14 protein-coding genes are annotated in these 21,771 nt (G+C 55.5%); 11 read left to right on the forward strand and 3 right to left on the reverse strand.

All coding sequences use genetic code 11. From position 1 onward, the window contains the following. Position 1 precedes the first annotated feature (1 nt). From gcvT to KK925_RS04440, 4 genes are read left to right on the forward strand one after another with little or no spacing between them, the layout of a single operon-like run. Positions 2–1,132: a glycine cleavage system aminomethyltransferase GcvT gene (gene gcvT, locus KK925_RS04425; RefSeq protein WP_174581933.1), complete on the forward strand. Its 1,131-nt coding sequence runs from the start codon at positions 2–4 to the stop codon at positions 1,130–1,132. Continuing rightward, positions 1,119–1,505 carry a glycine cleavage system protein GcvH gene (gcvH, locus tag KK925_RS04430; RefSeq protein WP_174581934.1) on the forward strand — a complete coding sequence of 129 codons (387 nt, stop codon included), beginning with the start codon at positions 1,119–1,121 and terminating at the stop codon, positions 1,503–1,505. Before gcvT ends, gcvH begins: the two co-directional genes overlap by 14 nt. An 8-nt stretch (positions 1,506–1,513) precedes the next feature. Beyond that, positions 1,514–4,399: an aminomethyl-transferring glycine dehydrogenase gene (gene gcvP / locus KK925_RS04435; RefSeq protein WP_174581935.1), complete on the forward strand. Its 2,886-nt coding sequence runs from the start codon at positions 1,514–1,516 to the stop codon at positions 4,397–4,399. Further along, on the forward strand, positions 4,368–6,914 hold the full coding sequence (locus tag KK925_RS04440; protein ID WP_174581936.1) for a lysylphosphatidylglycerol synthase domain-containing protein: 2,547 nt from the start codon (positions 4,368–4,370) through the stop codon (positions 6,912–6,914). Before gcvP ends, KK925_RS04440 begins: the two co-directional genes overlap by 32 nt. A gap of 107 nt (positions 6,915–7,021) precedes the next feature. Here the strand turns inward: KK925_RS04440 and KK925_RS04445 are convergent, their stop codons facing one another. After that, positions 7,022–8,140 (reverse strand): LptF/LptG family permease, encoded by a 1,119-nt coding sequence (locus KK925_RS04445; protein ID WP_174581937.1) that lies wholly within the window; start codon positions 8,138–8,140, stop codon positions 7,022–7,024. A 49-nt stretch (positions 8,141–8,189) separates the two neighbouring features. On the opposite strand from KK925_RS04445, the gene KK925_RS04450 reads away from it, so the two are divergent. The 6 genes from KK925_RS04450 to KK925_RS04475 all read left to right on the forward strand — a co-directional run bounded on the left by KK925_RS04450 (position 8,190) and on the right by KK925_RS04475 (position 14,476). After that, positions 8,190–8,639 (forward strand): GatB/YqeY domain-containing protein, encoded by a 450-nt coding sequence (locus KK925_RS04450; protein ID WP_174581938.1) that lies wholly within the window; start codon positions 8,190–8,192, stop codon positions 8,637–8,639. A gap of 22 nt (positions 8,640–8,661) precedes the next feature. Further along, on the forward strand, positions 8,662–9,462 hold the full coding sequence (locus tag KK925_RS04455) for a cytochrome C assembly family protein (RefSeq protein ID WP_174581939.1): 801 nt from the start codon (positions 8,662–8,664) through the stop codon (positions 9,460–9,462). A gap of 19 nt (positions 9,463–9,481) precedes the next feature. After that, complete coding sequence (gene hemA / locus KK925_RS04460) at positions 9,482–10,537, forward strand: glutamyl-tRNA reductase (protein WP_174581940.1); 1,056 nt, start codon at positions 9,482–9,484, stop codon at positions 10,535–10,537. 2 nt (positions 10,538–10,539) lie between these two features. After that, positions 10,540–11,448, forward strand: a complete 909-nt coding sequence (hemC, locus tag KK925_RS04465) for a hydroxymethylbilane synthase (protein WP_174581941.1) — start codon at positions 10,540–10,542, stop codon at positions 11,446–11,448. Positions 11,449–11,557: 109 nt separating this feature from the next. Further along, positions 11,558–13,120: a uroporphyrinogen-III C-methyltransferase gene (gene cobA, locus KK925_RS04470; RefSeq protein ID WP_174581942.1), complete on the forward strand. Its 1,563-nt coding sequence runs from the start codon at positions 11,558–11,560 to the stop codon at positions 13,118–13,120. Positions 13,121–14,032: 912 nt separating this feature from the next. Further along, positions 14,033–14,476: a hypothetical protein gene (locus tag KK925_RS04475; protein WP_174581943.1), complete on the forward strand. Its 444-nt coding sequence runs from the start codon at positions 14,033–14,035 to the stop codon at positions 14,474–14,476. A gap of 54 nt (positions 14,477–14,530) precedes the next feature. Here the strand turns inward: KK925_RS04475 and ygfZ are convergent, their stop codons facing one another. After that, the gene (gene ygfZ, locus KK925_RS04480; protein WP_174581944.1) at positions 14,531–15,448 is read right to left on the reverse strand and encodes a CAF17-like 4Fe-4S cluster assembly/insertion protein YgfZ; all 918 of its coding nucleotides are present in this window, start codon (positions 15,446–15,448) and stop codon (positions 14,531–14,533) included. A gap of 76 nt (positions 15,449–15,524) precedes the next feature. Between ygfZ and KK925_RS04485 the strand changes: the two genes are divergently transcribed. Next, positions 15,525–16,016: a nucleoside deaminase gene (locus KK925_RS04485; RefSeq protein WP_174581945.1), complete on the forward strand. Its 492-nt coding sequence runs from the start codon at positions 15,525–15,527 to the stop codon at positions 16,014–16,016. A gap of 40 nt (positions 16,017–16,056) precedes the next feature. On the opposite strand, the gene uvrA is transcribed toward KK925_RS04485, so the two are convergent. Further along, the gene (uvrA, locus tag KK925_RS04490) at positions 16,057–21,759 is read right to left on the reverse strand and encodes an excinuclease ABC subunit UvrA (protein WP_214096295.1); all 5,703 of its coding nucleotides are present in this window, start codon (positions 21,757–21,759) and stop codon (positions 16,057–16,059) included. Positions 21,760–21,771: the final 12 nt, after the last annotated feature.

Raw genomic sequence — 21,771 nt, forward strand, 5'->3', positions numbered from 1 at the left:
GGTGCCAGTTTTGACCGATTCAGAATTTTTACGAAAGACCCCGTTATTTGAGCTCGAGCAAGAGCTCGGCGCACACTTCACGGCTTTCGCTGGCTGGGAACTTCCCCTCTACTTTTCGAGCATTTTGTCAGAGCACCGTTCTGTTCGGATGCGGGTCGGGATTTTTGACGTATCCCATATGGGGAAGATTTGGATTTCGGGTCCAACATCTTCGAATTGGCTCAACCGGATCCTTCCGCGAGATCTTTCCTCGGTCCCTTTGGGAAAAGGCGTTTACACCTTTTTTCTCTCGGAAACGGGGGGAATTCTTGACGATTTGATCGCTTACCGCATCGATTCAACCCGGTGGCTTTGCGTGGTGAACGCTTCCCAGAGAGAAAAGGATCTTGCCTGGCTTCGGACTTTCCTGGAGCCCGGCGTGGCGCTCGAAGACGCAACAGAAGCTTATGCGATTGTCGCAATCCAAGGGCCTCTCTTTCGTTCTCTTCTGGAATCGGCTTTTGAGCACACCCCCCGATTGCCTCCTCGCTTTGGGATTTGGCCCTGGGAGTGCCAGAACGATAGCTGGATTGCGCGAACCGGCTATACGGGTGAAGATGGAGTGGAAGTCCTCGTTCCCAGGCCCAGTGTGGAAAGGGTTTTCCGAAGGCTTTGCAAGGCCGCCGACGAGCTGGGTGGCCGACCCTGCGGGCTTGGAGCCCGCGATAGCCTGCGCATTGAAGCGGGACTGCCCCTGGTTGGCCAGGAATTGACTCCCGATCGAACGCCTCTGGAGGTGGGTGGAGAAATTGGGATTTCTCTAGAAAAAACGGCTAACTTTCCTGGAAAACAAACGTTGCAAGAGCAACAACGTCAGGGAGTCCATTGGAAACTCATGGCTTGGGAAAGCCTCCCCAATACTCCCCTAGCCAGGGCGGGCTCCCCCATCTTTGGCGAAAATGGCCAAGTAGGATGGATTACCAGTGCCACCTATTCTCCGATCTTTGAGCGACCCGTTGGTATGGGGTATGTCGCCCAGGACCAAGCAAGAGAAGGGAAAGGGCTTACCACCGAGGTCCGAGGAAAGCGCGTTTCGATCTTCCTTCGTGCCCGCCCTCTCTATCGAAAGCGCGATACTTATGAACATTCCTAACGACCGGTTCTATACGTCAACCCATGAGTGGGTTCTTGTAAACGAGTCGGTAGCCACCGTGGGGATCACGGACCATGCGCAGTCCCAGCTTTCTGACATCGTTTATGTGGAACTACCCGCGCCCGGAAAGCGGGTCGAAAAGGGAACCGTAGTAGCCGTCGTTGAGTCGGTAAAGGCGGCTGCCGACGTTTATGCTCCAGTCACAGGGACAGTTATGGAAGTCAACGACGCGCTCCGGGAGGAACCTTCCTTCATTAACCAGGATCCCTACGGCCAAGGGTGGATCGTTAGATTGCAGATTGAGAAGCCTTCCGAGCTTAGCTCTCTTTTATCTCCAGAGGCCTATCGCTTGTTATCAAACGGGGCTTCTTAGGGACAAGCATGCAATCGGGATCTCAGAGTTCTTCCTCTTGCGCGTGGGAAGCTCTCTCGTTGAGCGGAACCCCAATCCCGGGCTTGGAAACCGATGTCCTACCTCTTCTGGAGGCACTAGGTTTTTCTTCTCTCGCTCAGTTTGAGGAAGCAGTGATCCCTGCCGAAGTTCGCACAAGGCATGTGTTCCTTTTGCCCCAGCCTTTGACAGAGGACCAGGCCAAGGAACGGATTGGCCAGCTGGCAGCCCAAAATCGTCCCTTTCGTTCCCTTGCTGGGCTTGGTTACCGGCACTGCCAGATGCCAGAATGGTTGCGGCGTCATGTGTGGGAAAATATTTACTGGTATTCTCCGTACACTCCTTACCAGGCAGAGATCTCCCAAGGACGACTGGAAGCGCTTTTTATTTTTCAAACCTTTGTCGCGGAACTAACCCACATGGAGGTGGCCAACGCCTCTCTTCTCGATGAGGCAAGCGCTAGCGCAGAAGCCATGCTTTTTTGCTATCGGATCGCCCAAGATCCTAGGCGGAAACAATTTTTCGCTAGCTCGGAGTGTCTGCCACAAACGCTAGCGGTTCTTCAAAACCGTGCGGAAGCTCTCAGTTGGGAGGTGGTTATCGACGATCCTTTCCGAACACGCCTGAGGGAGGAATGGTTTGGTGCCCTCCTTCCCTATCCTACCGTTCGTGGCACCATTTTCGATTACCGTCCCTGGGTCCAAGAAGCTCAAAAGAAAGGGATCCGAGTGGGCTTTGCCTGCGATCCCCTGGCGCTTACGATTCTCTTGCCTCCCGGAGCTATGGGAGCAGACGTGGTCGTAGGCACGACTCAGAGGTTAGGTCTTCCTCTTTTTTATGGAGGCCCGCACGCAGCGTTTTTTTCTACGCGAAGAGCTTTCCTTCGAAGCGTACCTGGCCGGATCGTAGGGCTAAGCCGTGATCTTTTCGGTAATCCCGCCTTTCGCTTGGCCCTTCAGACTCGAGAACAACACATTCGACGCGAAAAAGCGACGAGCAACATTTGCACAGCTCAGGTTCTCCCGGCGATTGCCACTGCCTTTTATGTCCTTTATCACGGAAGGGAGGGATTACAAAAACTTGCCCGGAAATGTCACCTCTTGGCCCGGGTAGTGGCACGTGCGATTGGGAAAGATCCGCGGTACCGTGTGGATCCGGGCCCCTATTTCGACACGCTCGCCATCACTACCACTCCCGAGCGGGCGGAACATGTTCGGAAGCACGCTTTCGACCGAGGCCTTTTTTTGGGTCAACGGGAAACCCGAGAGACAGGAGAAATTCTGGTAGCGTTCGACGAGACGGTAGACACGGGGGTGCTAGAGACGCTTTTGGACGTTTTCTTGGAGGGTAACCTGGAGCGGGATGCGTGGAAGCTTCCAAGACTTTGGGAGGAAGTAACCGAGGATCTTCCAGCTGAGCTATTGCGGAAGGAAAGTTTCTGCGAGCAGGCGATCTTTCGGCAGTACCGGACCGAAGCCCAGCTGGTCCGATACATTCACTCCCTGGCGCAAAAAGACTATAGCCTTGTACATGGGCTGATCCCCTTGGGCTCATGCACAATGAAATGGACACCTGCAGCTTGCTTGGTGGCGTCGCGATGGGAAGGATTTGCAACCCCCCATCCCGCCATTCCCCTCGATTGGCAGGAGGGATACCAGGAGCTGGTCGCGGAACTGGAACACTGGCTCTGCGAGCTTACAGGGTTCTCCTCCTTCACGTTTCAACCCAACGCAGGTTCCCAGGGCGAGCTAGCAGGGTTGCTTGCGATTCGTCGTTATCACGAGCACCGTGGGGAATCGCATCGCAAACTGTGTTTGATTCCGGATAGCGCCCACGGGACCAATTTCGCCAGTGCACGGCTTGCGGGCTTTGACGTTGTAACTCTCCCATCCGACAAGCGGGGGTGCCTCGATCGGGAAGCGTGGAAGCAAGCTATTGCCCAGTATGGAGAAAAGCTTGGGGCGTTGATGGTTACCTACCCCACCACACACGGAATTTTTGAGGAAAGTATGACGCGACTCGTCCAGGATGTGCATGAACACGGGGGGCTTGTGTACTGGGACGGCGCCAACATGAACGCAATCTTAGGACTCTGTCGCCCGGCAGAACTGGGTATGGATGTTGGACAGCTGAATCTCCACAAAACATTTGGTATTCCCCATGGGGGAGGAGGCCCGGGGGCAGGACCAGTGGGAGCAATAGCGCATGTAGCCCCCTACCTCCCGTCCCACCCATGGGATAGAAGGAGCGACCGAAAAGGGGGGGCGCTTGTCTCCTCACCCTTGGGCAACGCAAGTCTTCTTCCTATCGTTTGGGTCTATCTATCGCTCTTAGGAAAAGAAGGGGTACGCAAGGTTTCGCTTACCGCTATTCTTCATGCCAACTATGTGGCCTCCCGTCTTGACCCCTACTTTCCGGTTCTCTTCCGAGGCCCCGGAGGTTGGGTCGCCCACGAATGCGTGCTCGATGTACGACCTTGGAGGGAAGCGGCAGGAGTGGGTCCAGAGGACATCGCCCGCCGGCTGATGGACTATGGATTTCATGCTCCTACGATTTCCTGGCCGGTGCCCGGCGCTCTCATGATCGAGCCGACAGAAACGGAGACAAAGGAGGAGCTTGACCGGTTCTGCGAGGCAATGATCTCCATTCACACTGAGCTTGTGGAAATTGCCCAGGGGAAACTCGACCGGGAGGATCACCCTCTTCGCTGGGCTCCGCATACAGCTGCCATGGTTACCCAGGAGCGCTGGGAGCACAGCTACGACCGGAAACGGGGAGCATTCCCCTTGCCCTGGGTCGCCTTGCGCAAATTCTGGCCGGCAGTCGGGCGCATCGATCACGTCTATGGAGATCGTTTTCCGGTTGTCCGATGGTAACTGTCAACACGCGCAGAGCCTTTCTTCCCTTCGACCCACAGACACCCCTAAACCGATGCACTGGCCAGCTTTCTATTTACCGTCCGGCCGCCGAAACCTTCTCGTGCGGGCGGGCGTTTCTTTGGTTCTCCTATCCCTTTTGGCCTGGAAGATACCCTGGAGGACCGTGTGGCAAGTTTCCCAAGAGGTTCGAGGCTCCTGGCTGGTGGTGGCCGAGCTCCTCGCAGGTCTCCAGCTGCTCCTTGGAGCCTGGCGCTGGAAGAAACTCCTGGAAGTACAAAGAATTTTTCTCTCCTTTCGCGCGTCTTTCCGGATTACTCTCCTCGGCCAGTGTTTCAACCTGCTTCTGCCCGGATCCAGTGGGGGGGATATCGTACGCTTTGTAGTGGTCCAGTCCTTCCGGCGTCGAGCTCGCCTCGCTGTGGCTCTCTCACTCATCTACGACCGGCTTTTAGGGACGATCGCCACCGGTCTTTCCGCTCCCATATTAGCCATTTTCCTCCCTTGGAAAACGATTCCCCTTTCAACCCGTCCCTTGTGGGCCCTTGCTTTAGGAACTGCTTCTCTTTTGGGCGTTGCCGGCCTTTTTCTTTTGTTCCTACCTCATTCCGTCCGATTTCGTAACGACCGATGCGGGCACCGCCGTTCCCCTTTTTGGACGCGGTTCTGGGCTACGCTTCGGCGCTACCGTTCCTGCCGCAAAATATGCTGGTTGGGGCTGGGTTTGTCTCTCCTCATTCAATGGGGCGGGATTCTATTGTACGGCGCTTTAGCCCGAGGACTGGGGGTAGGGCTCCCACTCCTGGTACTCGGCGTGGTTATCTCCCTAGCCACCTCGCTTTGTTCCCTCCCCATTTCCATTGGCGGATTGGGAATTCGAGAAGCTTCCCTTGTTTTCCTTCTGGCACCTTTGGGCATTGCCGCACCGGTTGCTCTGGCCTTTTCACTGGCAAGTTTTGGAGTTTTTGCCTTTTGGGGTACCATTGGGGGAATTCTTTTTCTTTTTCCCCCGCGAGGACCCCTCCCCACGCACCCCAAAACGCGTGGGAAACCCGTTCCCGCATCTGCACCCCTGGTCGGGGAAAAATCCCCCACTCTTGCTCTTCCCCCATCTCCGTCCTGCCCTGGGGAGTTGCCAAAGGAGAGGGAAACGGGTTCCTTTACCAACATGGGCGAGGCAACGCAAGCATGGGAAATTGGCAAGAAGATCGTCGCACGCCTGGTAAAAGCCGGTTTTACCGCATATTTTGCCGGAGGATGCGTGCGGGATCAGCTTCTCGGACGCTTCCCCAAGGATATTGACATTGCGACGGATGCCCGGCCTGAAGAGGTCCAGAAGCTTTTTCCAAAAACGACGGGTCTAGAAGGAAAATGCTTCGGTGTGGTGCGCGTCCTTGAAGAGGGACACACGTTTGAGGTGGCAACCTTTCGTGAGGACCTGGGATACGAGGACGGCCGACGCCCCGTTTCCGTACGCTTTGCTACCGCCCAGGCAGATGCGTTACGGCGCGACTTTACCATTAATGGCCTTTTCTACGATCCGCTTCGAGAAAAGGTCATTGATTTTGTGGGGGGTCAAGCGGACCTGCACAACCGCCTGATCCGAGCCATTGGAGACCCCCGAGCCCGGTTTTCCGAAGATCACTTGCGATTGCTGCGCGCGATCCGGCTTGCCGCCAATCTAGGCTTCGACATTGAAAACGCCACATGGCTTGCTATCCGGGAACAAGCAGCTGCAATCAAGAACATCGCGCCCGAGCGTATTCGAGAAGAATTGGATCGGATATGGACGGGACCCGAACCAGCGCGGGGTCTTCGGCTTTTGGATGAAAGCGGGCTTCTTGTGCATATCCTCCCGGAAGTGGCTGCGCTTCATGGAGTGGAACAGCCACCCCAATATCACCCGGAGGGTGACGTATTTGAGCACGTCTGCTTGATGTTATCGCATCTTCGCCAAGCTCCCTTGGAATTAACCCTGGCCTGTCTTTTCCACGACATTGGTAAACCTCTCACGGCCCGGCGGGATGAAAATGGGAGAATCCGTTTTAACGAACACGAAACGGTAGGTGCCCGATTGACCGCAGACATTCTTCGGCGGCTTCGATACAGCCGGGAAATCACTGAAAAAGTTTCCTCGATTGTAGCCAATCATATGACCTTTAAAGACGTGCCTCATATGCGCCTTTCGACTTTGAAAAAACTCATGGCGCGGCCCACGTTTGCGCTGGAACTCGAACTTCACCGGATTGATTGTCTGTCTTCTCACGGAGATTTATCGATCTATGAATTTTTGATTCAAAAACAAAGCGAGCTTAGCCAGAGCGAAATCGAACCCCCCCGGCTCATTACTGGCTGGGATCTGCAAGCTATGGGGATCCCCGCCGGAAAAGAGCTGGGTCGCATCCTGGCCGAGATCCGAGAAGCACAGCTTGAGGGAAAGATCAAGGACCGGTCCCAAGCTCTCGCCTTAGCAAAGGAGCTTGTGGGCAAAACGGGGGGACCGATACAATCGTAAAGAGGGCAAGGAGAGACGTTTCCTTTCTCCTTCTGCCCCGTGCTTTGACGTAGACGGTTAGGCTCAAGCGTTGGGCAACTTCTCTTTTTTCGCTTGCCTCGCCGAGATCATAGGCGGCTTGCCTTCCAAAGAAAGGCACAACCAGCCAACTGGAAAGCGAAATTGGGGAACCATACGATCAATTCCGGGAAAAGGGTAGTACGGGCTTTGAGCGCATCCCCTGCCAGAATGACCAGATAGTACGCAAGGACAATGGCCAAACTCAGGGCCAGATTGAGCGAAGTCTCCCCCCTGCGCGTCCAAAGGGCAATCGGAATCCCTACCAGCGCAAACGTGAAACACGAAAAGGAAAACGCTAGCCTTTTTTGAATCTCGGTCAGCACGGGGGTTGGATTGGAACGATGGAGAATGGAAGAGCGATCCAGAAGATCCTTGGCAATCTCTGCCAGGGTGGAACCGCCGGTTGATCTCGGGGTTCCCATCCGCTCGATCAGCGGGATAAGAGAAATTTCTAACGGGAGCTCGTCCGCACGGCCTCCTGAGGTCTCCTGAACCTCTGCGTTAGGACCCCAGCCGGTCCTCTCTTCTTGGCGAGCCTTGTAGAGAGTCAAAACCAGCCGGTGGTGTTTCAAGTCCTGCAGGATTTGCGCTTTTCGCGCCCGAACGCACCGGACCGGCCGGTATCCTTCATCGATCTGCCACAAGTGAACGTCTTGAAGCTCCGTATCACGCCGGCCTCCCACAAAAATCCGGAAACCTTGGAACTGGTCAACCGCTCTCTGTGATTGGAAAAGGCAAATGGGATGCGAAATGATCGTATCAGCAAAAAGTTCCTTAAAGGCGTGCCGGCTTCGAGGGCCCAGGAAGGCGTTAATCCAAAAGGAGAAAAAGCTCAGCGCTAAAGCCATCCAAAGGATGGGCGCAACGATCGAAGCCAAACTGATTCCATTGGCATGGAGCGCCAGGAGTTCCCGGTTTTGCGCCAATCGGCCAAAAACCAGAAGCACGGCGACCAGGAGTCCCCAGGGGAGCGCAAAGGTCAGAACGAAAGGGACGAGGTACCCGATGAGCTGCAAGACAACCCAAAGGCTGACCTCCCGGTTATTGAGAAGCTCGATTCCGTCCCGAAGAAAATTGGCCGTGACCAGAACGAAGACGAGTACACCCGTAGCCCCCAAGGTACCTGCCAGGACTTGCCGGAGGAGGTAGCGGTAGAGGGTCTTCACAGCGGGTCTCTTTTTTGACGGGTTAGCTTTTCCCTTTTATCATAGCCCTATGGCTATTGTCACTCGAGTTGCAGAAGAACTACGTGCTGCGATGCAAAGGAAGGAGGCCCACCGGGTTTCCACTTTACGAACGCTCAAAAGCGCGCTCCAGTACGCCACGATTGAAAAAGGAGCTCAGCTTACGGAAAGCGAGGAAATCCAGGTGGTTCGCAGGGAGATCAAGCGACGAGCCGATGCTTCGGCCGGTTTTCGGCAAGGGGGAAGACTGGAACTGGCCCAAAAGGAGGAAGAGGAGGCGAGGATCCTCGAAGAGTTCCTTCCCAAAGCCCTCTCCGACGAGGAGCTGGAAAATCTGGCCAGGGAAACAATCCAAGAACTGGGAGCCTCTTCCGTGGCTCAACTGGGCCCCGTTATGAAGGCGGTCATGGCCAAAATTGCCGGACGAGCGGAGGGGAAGAGAGTGCAGGAAGTGGTGCGACGCCTGCTATTGACAACCTAGCGATTGTGGGGGCTTTTGCCGGATGACAGCCCGAGGCTGGCTTTTCGCTGCCACTGCGCTTACAGCGGTCGCTGCAGGGGTGGGACTTCCCTCCTTGAGTAACCCCAAAACCCGCCTTCCCCCAGGGACAACCGCTCTTTTAGCCTTCGCGTTTCTTTTTGAATCGATCTTCTTATATCAAGAGGGAAAAACGGTAGGTCATTGCCCCATTACCACCCTGGGGGAAGTATCGGCGTTCCTCGCGTGGTCTTTCCTTTTGACCCATCTGGTCATTGGTCCCATCTACCATGTTTCGGTTCTCGGGTTATTTACCGCTCCCGTGGTGACGGTTTTTAACCTGGCAGCTCTGGTTCTTCCCTGGGACCGTGCCCGTCCCCTTCCCAAAGTGGGCCCGGTGCTCGAATTCCATGCGACGGTGGCGCTCCTTGCCTATGGAGTCCTTGGGCTTGCAGCCATCGCGTCCTTTCTTTTCCTTGTGCAGGAACACGAGCTGAAACATTACCGCCTAGGGCTTTGGCTTTTCCGGCTCCCATCGCTAGGAGAACTTATGGTCATCCAACGACGCCTCCTTGCTTTTGGATTTGTTCTCCTTAGCCTTGGGATCGGGCTAGGGTTTTGGATCTCCACACAAGGCCAGTGGGACTGGGTCAAGGTTGCGTGGTCAGGACTTGTTTGGTTGGTGTATTTTTTTCTTGTATTAGCTCCCCGCACGGTTCGGTGGAGCTGCCACCAGATGGCCCTTGCGTCACTGGTTAGCTACCTCTTTATCCTGCTAACGTTCTGGGGAATCAACTCGCTATCGCAGAACCACCGGTTTCTGTGATCGAATCCTTTGGGATAGAATGAGGCTGGGTTTGTGTTGTGGAGGGATCTCCTTCCGGACCGCACCGTTGGAAATTCGCGAACGGGTTAGCTTTGCAACCCGGCAGCTCCCCCTAGCTCTTCCCGAGATGCGCGCATTCATGCACGTAGAGGAAGCCGTTTTAGTTTCTACCTGCAACCGGGTGGATTTTTTTGCGCGCTCCTGCGATCCCGGGCGGACCCAAAAAGCGTGGGCGGAGTTTCTCCAGAATTTCCATAAGATTTCCACCGATCTTAGCCCTTTTCTCCAATTTCGAGAGGAAAGATCCTGCGTGGAGTATCTCTTTCGAGTGGCCGCTGGCCTCGAGTCTATGGTTGTTGGCGAGACAGAGATTCTTGGGCAATTGAAGGAAGCCTACGGGATCGCCAAGGAACTGGGAATGACCGGGCCCTGGCTTAACCGGCTGTTTCAATCCGCGTTTGCTGCCGCTAAACAGTGCCGCTCTTCCACCTTCATTACTCGCGGAAGTGTTAGCGTTGGATCCGTCGCGGCTGATTTAGCCGAGAAACTTTTTGGTTCCCTAACCCAGCGGGTCGTCGTTTTGATCGGGACGGGAACCATGGCAACCCGTACGGCCCGTGCCCTTCATGCGCGGGGAGCCAAGCTCGTAGTGATCGGAGGGAGACATTTCGAACGTGCTCAGAAAATCGCGTTCGAGTTGGGCGCGATCGCAAGCACGTGGGAAGAATTTGCCTTCTGGGGTCAATTGGCCGATGTCATTCTCAGCTCCACTTCTGCTCCCAACTACGTTATCAGAAGGGAAAATCTGGGTCCGATTCTCTCCGTCCGAAGGGGCCGGCCGCTTTTTTTAATCGATCTTGCCGTACCCCGTGACATCGATCCGTCTCTCCACCTTTTGGACGATGTGTATCTTTATAATATTGACGACCTCAAAGAGATGGCCGAACAGAATCTCAAACAGCGATACCAGGAATTGGAACGCTGCTCTCTGATCATCCAAAACTTTGTAGATCAATTCATGAAGTGGGCCCAGGACCGGTTTGCCGCTGGCGAACTGGCGCCCAGAAAAGTCTGACCGTGGCCACCGAGCGTCTGTGTGTTGGCACTCGAGGGAGCTTACTAGCTCTCGCACAAACGGACCAGGTCTGCCGGGCTCTGCAACATTGTTTTCCAGGACTTTTTTGTCAGAAAATCGTTCTTCACACCCGCGGAGACCAGCTCCAGGATGGAACACCGGGGCAAGCTAGCAAAGGGATCTTTGTCCGGGAGATCCAGGAAGCTCTCCTCCGAGGAGAAATCGATCTTGCGGTTCATAGTCTTAAGGACCTTCCAGTAGAAGGACATCCGGAACTTGAGATCGCCGCCATCCCCAAACGAGAGGACGCTCGCGATCTTTGGGTGAGTAACACCGTTGCCCGTCCTGAGGAGCTTTCGGGGGAAGCTACCATTGCGACAGGGAGTTTGCGACGTCAGGCACAGTTGGAGGTTCTCCTTCCCCGGGCGCATTTCGTTCCTGTCCGGGGGAACCTGGATACCCGGCTCGCCAAGCTTTTGTCTCATCCGGATTGGACTGCTACCCTGGTTGCTTTGGCCGGATGGAAAAGGCTCTCTCCTTCGCTTACGATTCCCTATCTTACTCCCTTGCCGTTCGACCAAATGCTTCCTGCCCCGGGGCAGGGAGCTTTGGCGGTTGAAATTCGACGGAATGATCCTTCGGTCAGAGATGTGGTACGCGTGCTCCACGATCCACCGACGAGCGCAGAGGTACGGGCGGAACGAGCTTTTTTATACGCTTTGGGGGGAGGTTGCCGGGCTCCCATTGCAGCCAAAGGGACCGTTGAGGGTAACCGACTGGTCCTGGAAGGCTTTGCCCACCTTCCCGGATGGGAAAAACCCAAACGGGCCCGTATTGAAGGGACGGTTCAGGATCCAGAAGGGGTTGGAAAAAAGCTAGCCGAACAACTCCATAAACAGGATCCTAGCTAGAGAAAAACGCAGCAAAACTTACACCCCTTACCCAAGCGGAAGCATACACAAATTCGACCAGCCTGCCGGTCAACCCGCGGGCAACGGAAACGAGAGCGAAAAAGGGAATATGGAGCCGATTCACGTGCCAGGCAAACCCGCCAAGGGGATTGTTTATCTTGCCGGAGCCGGGCCAGGAGATCCTTCGCTCGTCACCCTCCGGACCAAGGAACTTCTAGAGCAAGCCGACGTTATCCTTTATGATCACTTGTGCCATCCCAGGCTCCTCCGGTGGGCCAGGCCCGGAGCGCAAATGATCTACGTTGGTAAAACCCCCGGTAAGCCCGCCCTCACTCAAAGGATGATTACAGAACAACTCATCGCGCAGGCTCGAGCGGCTAAGAAGGTCCTTCGACTCAAAGGCGGAGACCCTTTCCTTTTTGGTCGAGGAGCAGAAGAAGCCTCGGCGCTAGCTGACGCCGGAGTTGCGTTCGAAGTGGTGCCCGGCGTTTCTTCGGCGCTTGCTGTCCCGGCCTACGCTGGCATCCCGCTGACGCACCGGGAGCTTTCGTCTTGCGCCCTCATCCTTACCGGTCACGAAGACCCCCAAAAGAAGGAGACCCAGATCCGATGGGATCTGGTGGCAACCCTCCCGGGGACCAAAGTGATCCTCATGGGAGCAACTACGCTCCATTCTACTGTACGGTTGCTCCTGGAAAAAGGCATGAACCCTAAGACCCCATCGGCGGCCATCCAGTGGGGAACCTATCCCTGGCAGAAAACGATCCAGACCTCCCTTGAAGAGTTACCCGCCCGCGCGCAAGAGTCCGGGCTCGGTCCTCCCATGATAGTGATCCTCGGGGAGGTTGTCAACCTCCGCACCCAGCTCCAGTGGTGGGAAAAACGCCCTCTCTGGGGCCAGAGGGTCGTTCTCACCCGGCCCATGCATGAGCTTGAGCTCGCCTCACGTTTGTTACAGGAACTTGGTGCCGATGTGCTGGAAATTCCTACCATTCAAATCGAGCCTCTCCCGTTAGAACCAGCCCAGCTCCAGTGGATTCAACGCTGTAAAGACTCTTTTGATTGGCTCGTCTTTACGAGCGCTAACGGCGCAAAAATCTTTTTCGAGCTCCTTTGGAAGCTTCACGGAGATGTCCGTGCCCTGGGCAATGCAAGGATCGCTGCCGTGGGGAAGAAAACCGCTCAAGCCGTTGAAGCTTTCCATCTGAAAGTAGATCTCATACCGGAACGATTCACCACGGAAGAACTGGCTCAAAAGCTCACAGACGAAGACGTCAAAAACAAACGGGTGTGTCTTGTGCGCGGTACACTTGCCGATCCAAAGCTCAAAGTGTTTTTGGAGGCACACGGAGCCCAGGTCATCCCACTAACCGTCTATCAAACGACGTTGCAACGCGAAGACCCCACAGGAGATCGAAACCGGCTCCAAAACGAAGGCGCTCACTGGATTCTCTTCGCGAGCCCCAGCGCAGTACACGCTTGGAAGGATTTGGGCTTGGACCAAGCTACAAAGAATCACCCGCGCCCTAAGTACGCAAGCATTGGACCGGTGACAACCCAGGCGCTAAAGCATCTTGGTTATCCTGTCGATTGTGAAGCCAGCGAGCACACGATGAAGGGTCTTATCGATTGTCTCTTACAGGAAGTCAACCAGAGCCATGCACCAAGCTAAGAAGCTCTTTGGCCAATCCCGGCTTGTTGACGGGCTGTCAGTCAATGGAAAAAGGTTCTTCTCCATAAAAAAGTTGCACGCTAATGGGCCTGGCCAATCCTAAAGCTTATTTGCTTGGCCTAACGCTTGCGCGCGACCCTGTGTAATCGCCTAGGTTTACCGTCAGAAAAATCCAAAAAGGAAGCGGCAAACCCAACGGATCCCTGGGGAGCGGCCCGGATACCAGTACCACAAGAAGGAGTTTTCCTAGGTCGGCCCATTCGAACCAACTGGCGGCCCGATCTTCATCGCGTTTGGATGTTTCAAAGAAAAACCCAACCCGCGATAGGCCAACCCCCTCTTGTTCCTCGAAACATGGAACCATTGTGTAGCCCCGCGCAAGTCGTTGGACGGATTTTTCTTAAGAACTCCTCGGTTGTGAACCGGACGTTTCGTTCTGACCGGGTACTGGGGAAACAAACTGTTCGCTCCTTTTTCTCTCATCCAGGCTGTGACTTTTCCCTTGATCACGAGGAGGGAAAAGAGAACTCTCCGTGCATCACCTACCCAACAAAAGCACGCACCGTTTTCTTTGCACGTGACTATCCCATACGGGTGGATCGTGGCTCGTTTCCCCGATACAATGCTCCTGCTTTCCGTATAGCCTTCCGGGCCCCCGAAGAACATTCCTTGGAAACCGAATCCTAGCTAGACCACTGCTCAAAGAGCTTTTTCTTTGCGGCCAAAAAACACGCCGCTTACACCCGTGGGCTCTTCCCGTGGCCCAGCTTGTGCAACCAAAAGTTAGAAAGTGGGAACTTGGCCCGATGCAGGAACTCCACGCGCCTTGCAGGACAAAAATAGATCTCTCTTTGCCAGAATCACAAAAAAGAACTTGCATGCAGGAACTTTCCCGTAACATATGTTTACAGTATGAAACTCACTCAATTGACAAGTGCCCATCTCCAGGAGCTAGCAAAACTCGTAGAAGAAAAGGAAGAGCTACTTAAAAAGATCCAAAACATCGACCGGAGAATTGAAGCTCTCGGGTCAGGTCCGAGAGTGACAGCTCGCCGTGGCCGACCCAGGGGTACGAGAGTTCGGATGAACCGGCCTGGCCAGTTACGGGATAAAGTATTGAGCGAACTCGAGCAAGCCGGGCCCTCCGGGCTAACGGTTCGTGAGTTGGCAGAAAAGTTGGGGATGAAGCTCAATAACCTGTACAGCTGGTTTTATTCCACCGGCCGCAAGATCGCTCACTTAAAGAAAATAGAAGATGGAAAGTGGGCTTACATCCCTAAGTCGCCGGCCGCCCAACCGGTTGCCACTCACGCGGAGAAAAAGGAGGAAAGCGGAGAGAGTCCCAGCGCTAAGTAACCCTTTTTCCTATTCCAACCGTTGCGCTTGCCGAGACTCGCGGGTACTGGCGGTCTAGGGAAATGGTTGCAGCTGAGCGGGGAATTCTATGACCTGCCACGGCCCATAGGGGGAATGGTAACGTGTACCCGGTTCGGAGTGAATGACCGGGAGAAAAGCCAGAGCTATGAAACGATTCAAAGCAAAGGAATAGGCAAGACTTGTGCTTTTGAGAGGTGTTGTATCCTCTCGAGCGAAATGGACAGGCTCAGATGGTTCGCCCTCTTCTCCCTGCCAAGCGAGCAAACTGAGAACTCGATGTACACGACCCACGTAGGCTAGCCGGGAGACGACTTCCTGGCCTACGTAACAACCTTTTCTAAAGTCAATTGCGTAGCGCTCCAGTCTTGCCTCTTGAGGCAGAAGATCCGGTCCTAGTTCCTTGCCCCACCGGCCGATCCCCATTTCCGAGCGCAACGTTTCCCATAGGGGCTCAGGGACTTGCGGAAGGTCAACGGATAGCTTTTCTAGCTCGCCCACGGGTACCCAAAGATCCCAGCCCGGAAGTCCAAGGCGACGGCTTTCCCAGCACAAGAAGTTTGAGGAAAGAACCGGCGGTTCTGATCCAAAACAGTGGATTAGGCTCCAAGCCAGGGAACATTCTTCAAACAAGACCTCGTCAGCCACAAGAAACTTTTCCCATCTTTTCTGTAACACTTCTTTTAATTCCCAGGGAGCTTCTACCCAGAGTTCCCCAGCTATCCCCCGGCAGACGGTGCATTCCGCTTCCAGTTTCCCTTTCGGCGTTAAAGCCAATGCATAACAAGCTGTCCCTGGCGGCTGGTTTAGGATGTCCCGAGTTAACTGGCCATGGAGATACCTTAGCCCGTCCTTCCCGGTCACTCTCCAGAGCACCCTGGGGCCTAAGGGATACCACGCCTTGCCCCCCCGCCGGATGGTTTCGTAGAGAGGTTGCAACTGGAATGCTTTCATTCCTTATAAGAAAACTCTTTTCACGTCTCAAACTGAGTGGTCTTCTTCCTACCTTGCCGCTAGGTCAAAGAGACTCATGAGCTCCCCGAACATTGACCAATATAACCTGGACCAGTTCTTTATGGAAGAAGCTCTCCGAATTGCCGAAGAGGCCGCGGAGCGAGGAGAAGTACCCGTCGGAGCCGTGGTCATCCGCGGCCAAGAAATCCTTGCGCGGGCCTCAAACCGGGTTGAGGAACTCCGTGACGCTCTGGCTCATGCTGAGGTTCTTGCGCTACGGGAAGCGGCACGGATCGTAGGGGATTGGAGGCTTAGTGGCTGCACGCTCTATGTTACAAAGGAACCGTGTTTTTTTTGTGCCGGAGCCATTCTCCTAACGCGCGTTACGCGCGTGGTCTTTGGGGTGGCAGACCCCAAAATGGGTGGGTTAGGAGGAGCCCTTCACGTGATCCTGGGTCCAGATGGGCGCCCCCGCTTCCCGTGCGAGGTAGAGGGAGGGGTCCTTGCGGAACGCTCGCTCCAACTTCTCCAAGATTTTTTCCGTGCTCTGCGCCGATCCGATCTTTAAACGAGGGGGACAAGCTTACTAGCGTGCCCCAAGCGCGTCTTTACTGTGAGGCCTCTTGCAAGACGGCCTCCAGATAGGGTCCAGTCGGAGAGCCTGGCACAGTAACGATTGTTTCCGGAGGACCGCTCGCGACGATCCACCCTCCTTCTTCTGCGGCCCCCGGGCCTAACTCAATCACCCAGTCGGCTTCCGCGATCACCTCCGGATGGTGCTCTACGACCACAACCGTGTGGCCCTGATCAACAAGCGCCTGGAGGGTAGCAAGCAGTTTCGTCACATCCTCCAAGTGAAGCCCGATGGTAGGTTCTTCCAGAAGGTAGAGGTAAGGAAGCAAACCTTTCCGGGACCGGCCCATACGAAAAGCAACCGACCAAGCCTCAAGCTCGGCCACAAGCTTGATCCGCTGGGCTTCTCCCCCGGAAAGAGTGGGACTAGGCTGGCCGAGAGGCAAGTAACCCAAACCGACATCGCACAAAAGCCGCAACTTCCGTTCTATCCGGGGGAGCCCCGAAAAAAACTCCAGGGCTTCTTCCGCCGTCAGGGCAAGCACCTGCGCAAGATTCCTTCCGCGGTATTGAACCTCTAGGGTTTGAGGATTAAATCGCATTCCCTTGCAACCCTGGCAGCGCAATGTGGTAGGGGATAAAAGGGGCAGCTGTACCCGTAGCATACCACATCCCCCACATTGCGGGCATTGACCCTCGCGATTGTTGTAGGAAAACCGCCCGGGGCCATAACCCCTCTGTCGCGCCAGAGGGAGCGAGGCAAAAAATTCCCTGAGAGCATCCATGAGCCCGATGTAGGTAGCCGGCGTCGAACGGGGCGTTTTCCCAATCGGCTCCGAATCCACTAGCCGCACACCGCCGATCCGTTCTGCTCCCTCCACCCGCTTCCATCCAGATCCTTCTTGAGCCCTCCCTTTCGGCCTGTTTTTCCGCCCGGGCTCGGAACCGCAAACCGCAGGGAATACCACGTGCTGTAAAAGCGTGCTTTTTCCTGCCCCACTAGGTCCGCAAATAACAACGAGCCGCCCCAGTGGGATCTCGACGACAAGGTCCTTGAGATTGTGCACGCAGGCCCCCTCGACCCGTAACCATCCTTGTTCCCCAGGACACGGTCTGCGAGCTCCTCGCAAGGGATGGCGTCGAGTCTGCCGAAACGCTCGGGCCGTGGCGCAATCCTTTTCTATGAGCTCGTCCCATTTTCCTTCGGCCACAATCTTACCCCCGCCTTTTCCCGCTCCCGGTCCGAGCTCCACAATCCAGTCAGCCCTTCGAAGGGCTTCCTCGTCATGTTCTACCATGACAATGGTATTGCGCCGGGCTTTGAGTTTTTCCACGGCATCCAATAGCCCCTGGCACTCTCGAGGGTGAAGCCCGATGGTCGGCTCATCGAGCACATAGAGCACCCCTTGGAGAGGTGAACCCAGTTGAGCCGCCAGGCGGATCCTCTGAGATTCTCCAGCCGAAAGAGTTCCCATTGGCCGATCCAGCGTGAGGTAGCCAAGCCCCACGCCTTCCAGAAAAGCCAAGCGCTGCCGAACCTGCTGGTGAATTTCCGATGCAATGAGAGCGAGCGTTCCTTCCAGCTTTATGGAATCCCAGTAACGCACGAGCTCCCGGATCGTGAGGCGACAGAGCTCAGGAAGAGTCGGCCCATCCGGATGCAACCACGCACCCAAAGGCAAGGTCACGCGGCGTGCGAGTTCATTCAGTCGTTGGCCACCGCAACATTCGCAAAGAGCGCTTCCAGAGCCGGTCTGCGGCACTCCCTCCAACCCTTGTTCGCCAAAACCTTCCAGACGATCCTCTTGTCTCCCTAAAAGTTCTACGCCAAATCCCCGGCACGCCGGGCACCATCCATGGGGCGAATGAAAGGAAAAAAGCCTGGGATCCAGTTCCTCAAAGGAACTCCCAGTGCTTGGGCAGTGAAAATGCACGCTATAGAGGACAAGCTTGCCCCGGCTGTCCAACGTATAGACACTTCCCTTGCCCAAGGATAGACCCTCCTGCACCAATACGCGCATTTTTTCTGGCGAGCCCGATGCATTCAGCTCTCCCAAGACGACATGAATAGTATGTTCTCGAAAACGAGCCAACGGTTGATACGAGTCGGACGCAATCATCCTCCCATCGACCCAAAGATAGGGGTAGCCCTTCTTTTGAGCCCACAAACCAAGCCTCGCGTAGGATCCTTTTCGGCCCCGAACCAACGGAGCTAGAACCCAGAGGCGTTGTGTCCTGAGAAGGAGTTGGTCAATTTTTCGCGCGATTTCCTCCAGAGTCTGTTTTTGTGCTCTTTCGCCGGTTTTAGGATCGTGAGGTAGTCCCAGCTTCGCATAAAGAAGCCGCAAAAAGGGATAAATCTCCGTTACGGTTCCTACGGTACTTTTAGGGCCAGCCAAGGAAGCCCGCTGTTCCACTGCCACGCTAGGCGGGACCCCGGTCACGGATTCTACCTCCGGTCGTTCCAGCTGCTCAACAAACTGCCGAACATAGGGACTGACACATTCCAGGTACCGGCGCTGCCCTTCGGCAAAAAGAAGCTCAAAAGCCAGTGTAGACTTGCCGGAACCGCTCAAACCGGAGAAAGCCGTCCAGCGGCCCCAGGGAATATCCAAGGAAACCGATTGGAGATTATGATGGGTTGCGTTACGGATCGAGATGACCCCAGAGGGAAGAGGGCGCCGCGGTGACCCCCAAACTGCTGGTGGGCTCGCCAAAGACTCGCCGCGCTCCTGCCATTTCCTTTGCAAGAGTTCCCCTGTCGGGCTTCCCTGCTGGCGAGCTACCTCTCCAGGAGGACCACTGGCAATGACTTTTCCGCCTTCCGGCCCTCCCCCAGGTCCCAGTTCCACAAGCCAGTCCGCACACCGGATAAGGTCCAGGTTATGCTCAATAATGACGATTGAATAACCCAGATTGAGCAACCGGTCCAATGTCGCCACCAACGCCTGGAGATCATCCGGGTGCAACCCCACCGAAGGTTCGTCCATAAGGAGAAGCGTTGTTTGGGACCGGTTCGGGACTCGCCTCTCTTGCCCGAGCCCCTGCATGAGATGCGCCGCTAGTTTGATCCTTTGGGATTCACCTCCGGAAAGTTCGCTTAAGCGCTGGCCGAGTTTCAGGTAACCAAGGCCTACCGAGCGCAAAAGTTCCAATCCCTCGCAAATACGAAGGTTCCATCGTTTTTCTGGCTCCGCGGCTCTCTTGCCAACTCCTTCGAAAAAATCCAGAGCATCCTCTGCCGTGCAGTCTAAAACGTCCAAAATTGTGCGCCCGTGATAGCGGACCTCGAGAACCGGTTCTTGAAACCGCCGGCCATCACAGGCTGAACAAGGCAGAAAAACATCCGCGAGAAACTGCATCGGAACTTCTTCCACACCGGCCCCTTTGCATCGGGGACACCGGCCCTTGCCGGCATTAAAAGAAAAATCGACCGCCCGAAGATCTTTGAGTTGTGCCTCCTCAGTTCGAGCAAAAAGCTCGCGAAGAGGATCGAGCACTCCTACGTAGGAAGCCACCACAGACCGAGGGGTTCGGGAGGGGGGAGCCGGATCCACAAAGATAACGTCCCGGATGTGCTCCCAACCTTCCACCGCCTCCACACTCCCCTGTCTTTCGATGTCCACGGAAAGCGAAAGTTTTTGGCTTAATCCGGCGATAATACCCTGCTCGAGAAGTGTGCTCTTTCCCGAACCACTCACTCCCACGAGGCAGACAAGAACACCCAGCGGCAAGCTGACATCGATCCCTGAAAGGTTGTGGGCCCGAATGCCAGAAAGTTTTAGCCAAAAGCCCGGTTTCGGTTCCCGAACACCGTGACGGGCCACCTGGGATCTTCCTGAGAGATAGGCACCCGTAAGGGAACTAGGATGGCGAAGGAGCTCGGCAGGACTACCGGAAAAAACAACTCTTCCTCCGCCCGAACCCCGCCCGGGTCCCAATTCTACGATGTGATCGGCCCTGCGGATGATTGCCTCATCATGCTCCACGACGACGACGGTGTTGCCCCCATCCCGCAATTTTTCCAACGCTCCCACCAGCCGCGCGCTATCCCGGGGGTGGAGACCCACGGTCGGTTCATCCAGTACAAATAGGGTATGCACCAACCCGCTCCCCAGGCAGGAAATCAAGTGAACCCTTTGGGTCTCTCCTCCAGAAAGGGTGCGCGAGGGCCGGCTGAGCGCAAGATACCCAAGACCCACCTCGACAAGCGCTTCCAATCTCCGAACCAGCGCGGTTCGTAGCTCCTCGCTTACCCGGTCCCAAGAAGGAATGGAAAGAGCTTGAAAAAGCTTGGTTGCTTCCGCTGCCGTCAGCGCAAGGGTGTCAGCAAGCGTCAACCATCGATCCCCGCCAAAAGCGATTCGGAATTGGCACGCGCGTTCGTTTAACCCGCTTCCCTGGCAGGCCGGGCAGGGCGTGTAGGAGCGGTATTTCGATAGAAAAATTCGAATATGAGGCTTATAGCTTTTCGTTGCGAGGAATTCAAAAAATCCCAACACACCACGCCATCCGGTTTTTTCTTCCGATGGAAACGCCTCATCTCCCTCCCAGATAAAGGCCTTTTCTTTTTCTCCCAATTCGCCAACCGGAACATGGATAGGGATCCCGCGCTTGCGGCAGGCCGCTAGCATTTTGTCCCACCAGCCGGAAGCCCGGGACGACCGGAGAGGTGCAACGGCACCCCGGCGCAAGGAAAGCGAGGGGTCCGGGACCACTTTCGCCCAGTCCCAATCGACCGTCCGCCCAAAACCCTGACACCTCGAGCAGGCTCCTAAAGGGTGATGAGGCGTAAAAAGGGAAGGCTGGGGCTCGGGAAGCTGGTCATATCCGCAGGTGGCACAAACCCACCGGGAAGCAAAACGCTGGTGCCGCCATGGGCATTCCCCCTCGCGAAGAAGCACATCCACCCGCCCCTTGCCAAGCTCCAAAGCTCGCTCCAGGGAATCAGAGATGCGCGATCGCAAGCTCTCTTTCACCAAGAAACGGTCCGCAACGATCCAAAGTTCTAGGGGAGGATCACCTTCCGGTGGGGTCTCGTCCACCCGCCAGAGCCGATTTTGCCACCAGATCCGCACAAACCCCTGCGCCTGAAGAAAAGTAAACACCTCCCCCCAAACCGAATCTTTCGGAAGGGTCATCGGAAATAACACGATGGCTTCTTCACTCTTCCCGCACGCAAGGAGCTCTTCCGTAATCTCTCTCGGCCCCTTGGGCCGCAAAAGCTGGCTGCATCGAGGGCAAAATGCTACCCCCAACCGAGAAAAAAGGATTTTGAGAAGATCCAAAATCTGGGTAAGCGTGGCAACCGTACTCCGCGAACTTTTGACAATCTTCCCCTGCTCCACAGCAATCGCCGGGATGACTCCTTCGATTTTGTCGAGGTCCGGTTTCGGAAGCCGCTCCAAAAACTGGCGGGTATAGGGAGAAAACGTCTCCACGTACCGCCGGTACCCCTCGGCATACAGGGTGTGGAAAGCAAGAGAAGACTTCCCGGAACCGCTCGGCCCCGTAATCACGGTCAACCGACCGTGAGGAATCGCGACTTCAATCCCGGCAAGGTTATGAGTCCGGGCTCCCGCAATCCAAAGCACATCCTCTTTTGTTTCGGTCGTGGTAAAAGACATAGCCGATCCGAAAACATTGTCGTTCTCTTTTCTGGGGACTCTTCCCAAGTAGGTGCACCCCTTGGGAACTAGGCTATCCCGATTTCCCTCACGAGGATAGACTAGACTCATCCAAAGGGGGTT

Source organism: Candidatus Methylacidithermus pantelleriae, from assembly GCF_905250085.1.
Lineage (GTDB): Bacteria > Verrucomicrobiota > Verrucomicrobiia > Methylacidiphilales > Methylacidiphilaceae > Methylacidithermus > Methylacidithermus pantelleriae.

Bases quoted from the DNA above. Each gene is read 5' to 3' on its own strand.
- gcvH (WP_174581934.1), top strand. From the start codon at position 1,119: ATGAACATTCCTAACGACCGGTTCTATACGTCAACCCATGAGTGGGTT.
- gcvP (WP_174581935.1), top strand. From the start codon at position 1,514: ATGCAATCGGGATCTCAGAGTTCTTCCTCTTGCGCGTGGGAAGCTCTC.
- KK925_RS04440 (WP_174581936.1), top strand. From the start codon at position 4,368: ATGGAGATCGTTTTCCGGTTGTCCGATGGTAACTGTCAACACGCGCAG.
- KK925_RS04450 (WP_174581938.1), top strand. From the start codon at position 8,190: ATGGCTATTGTCACTCGAGTTGCAGAAGAACTACGTGCTGCGATGCAA.
- KK925_RS04455 (WP_174581939.1), top strand. From the start codon at position 8,662: ATGACAGCCCGAGGCTGGCTTTTCGCTGCCACTGCGCTTACAGCGGTC.
- hemA (WP_174581940.1), top strand. From the start codon at position 9,482: ATGAGGCTGGGTTTGTGTTGTGGAGGGATCTCCTTCCGGACCGCACCG.
- cobA (WP_174581942.1), top strand. From the start codon at position 11,558: ATGGAGCCGATTCACGTGCCAGGCAAACCCGCCAAGGGGATTGTTTAT.
- KK925_RS04475 (WP_174581943.1), top strand. From the start codon at position 14,033: ATGAAACTCACTCAATTGACAAGTGCCCATCTCCAGGAGCTAGCAAAA.
- ygfZ (WP_174581944.1), bottom strand. From the start codon at position 15,448: ATGAAAGCATTCCAGTTGCAACCTCTCTACGAAACCATCCGGCGGGGG.
- KK925_RS04485 (WP_174581945.1), top strand. From the start codon at position 15,525: ATGAGCTCCCCGAACATTGACCAATATAACCTGGACCAGTTCTTTATG.
- uvrA (WP_214096295.1), bottom strand. From the start codon at position 21,759: ATGAGTCTAGTCTATCCTCGTGAGGGAAATCGGGATAGCCTAGTTCCC.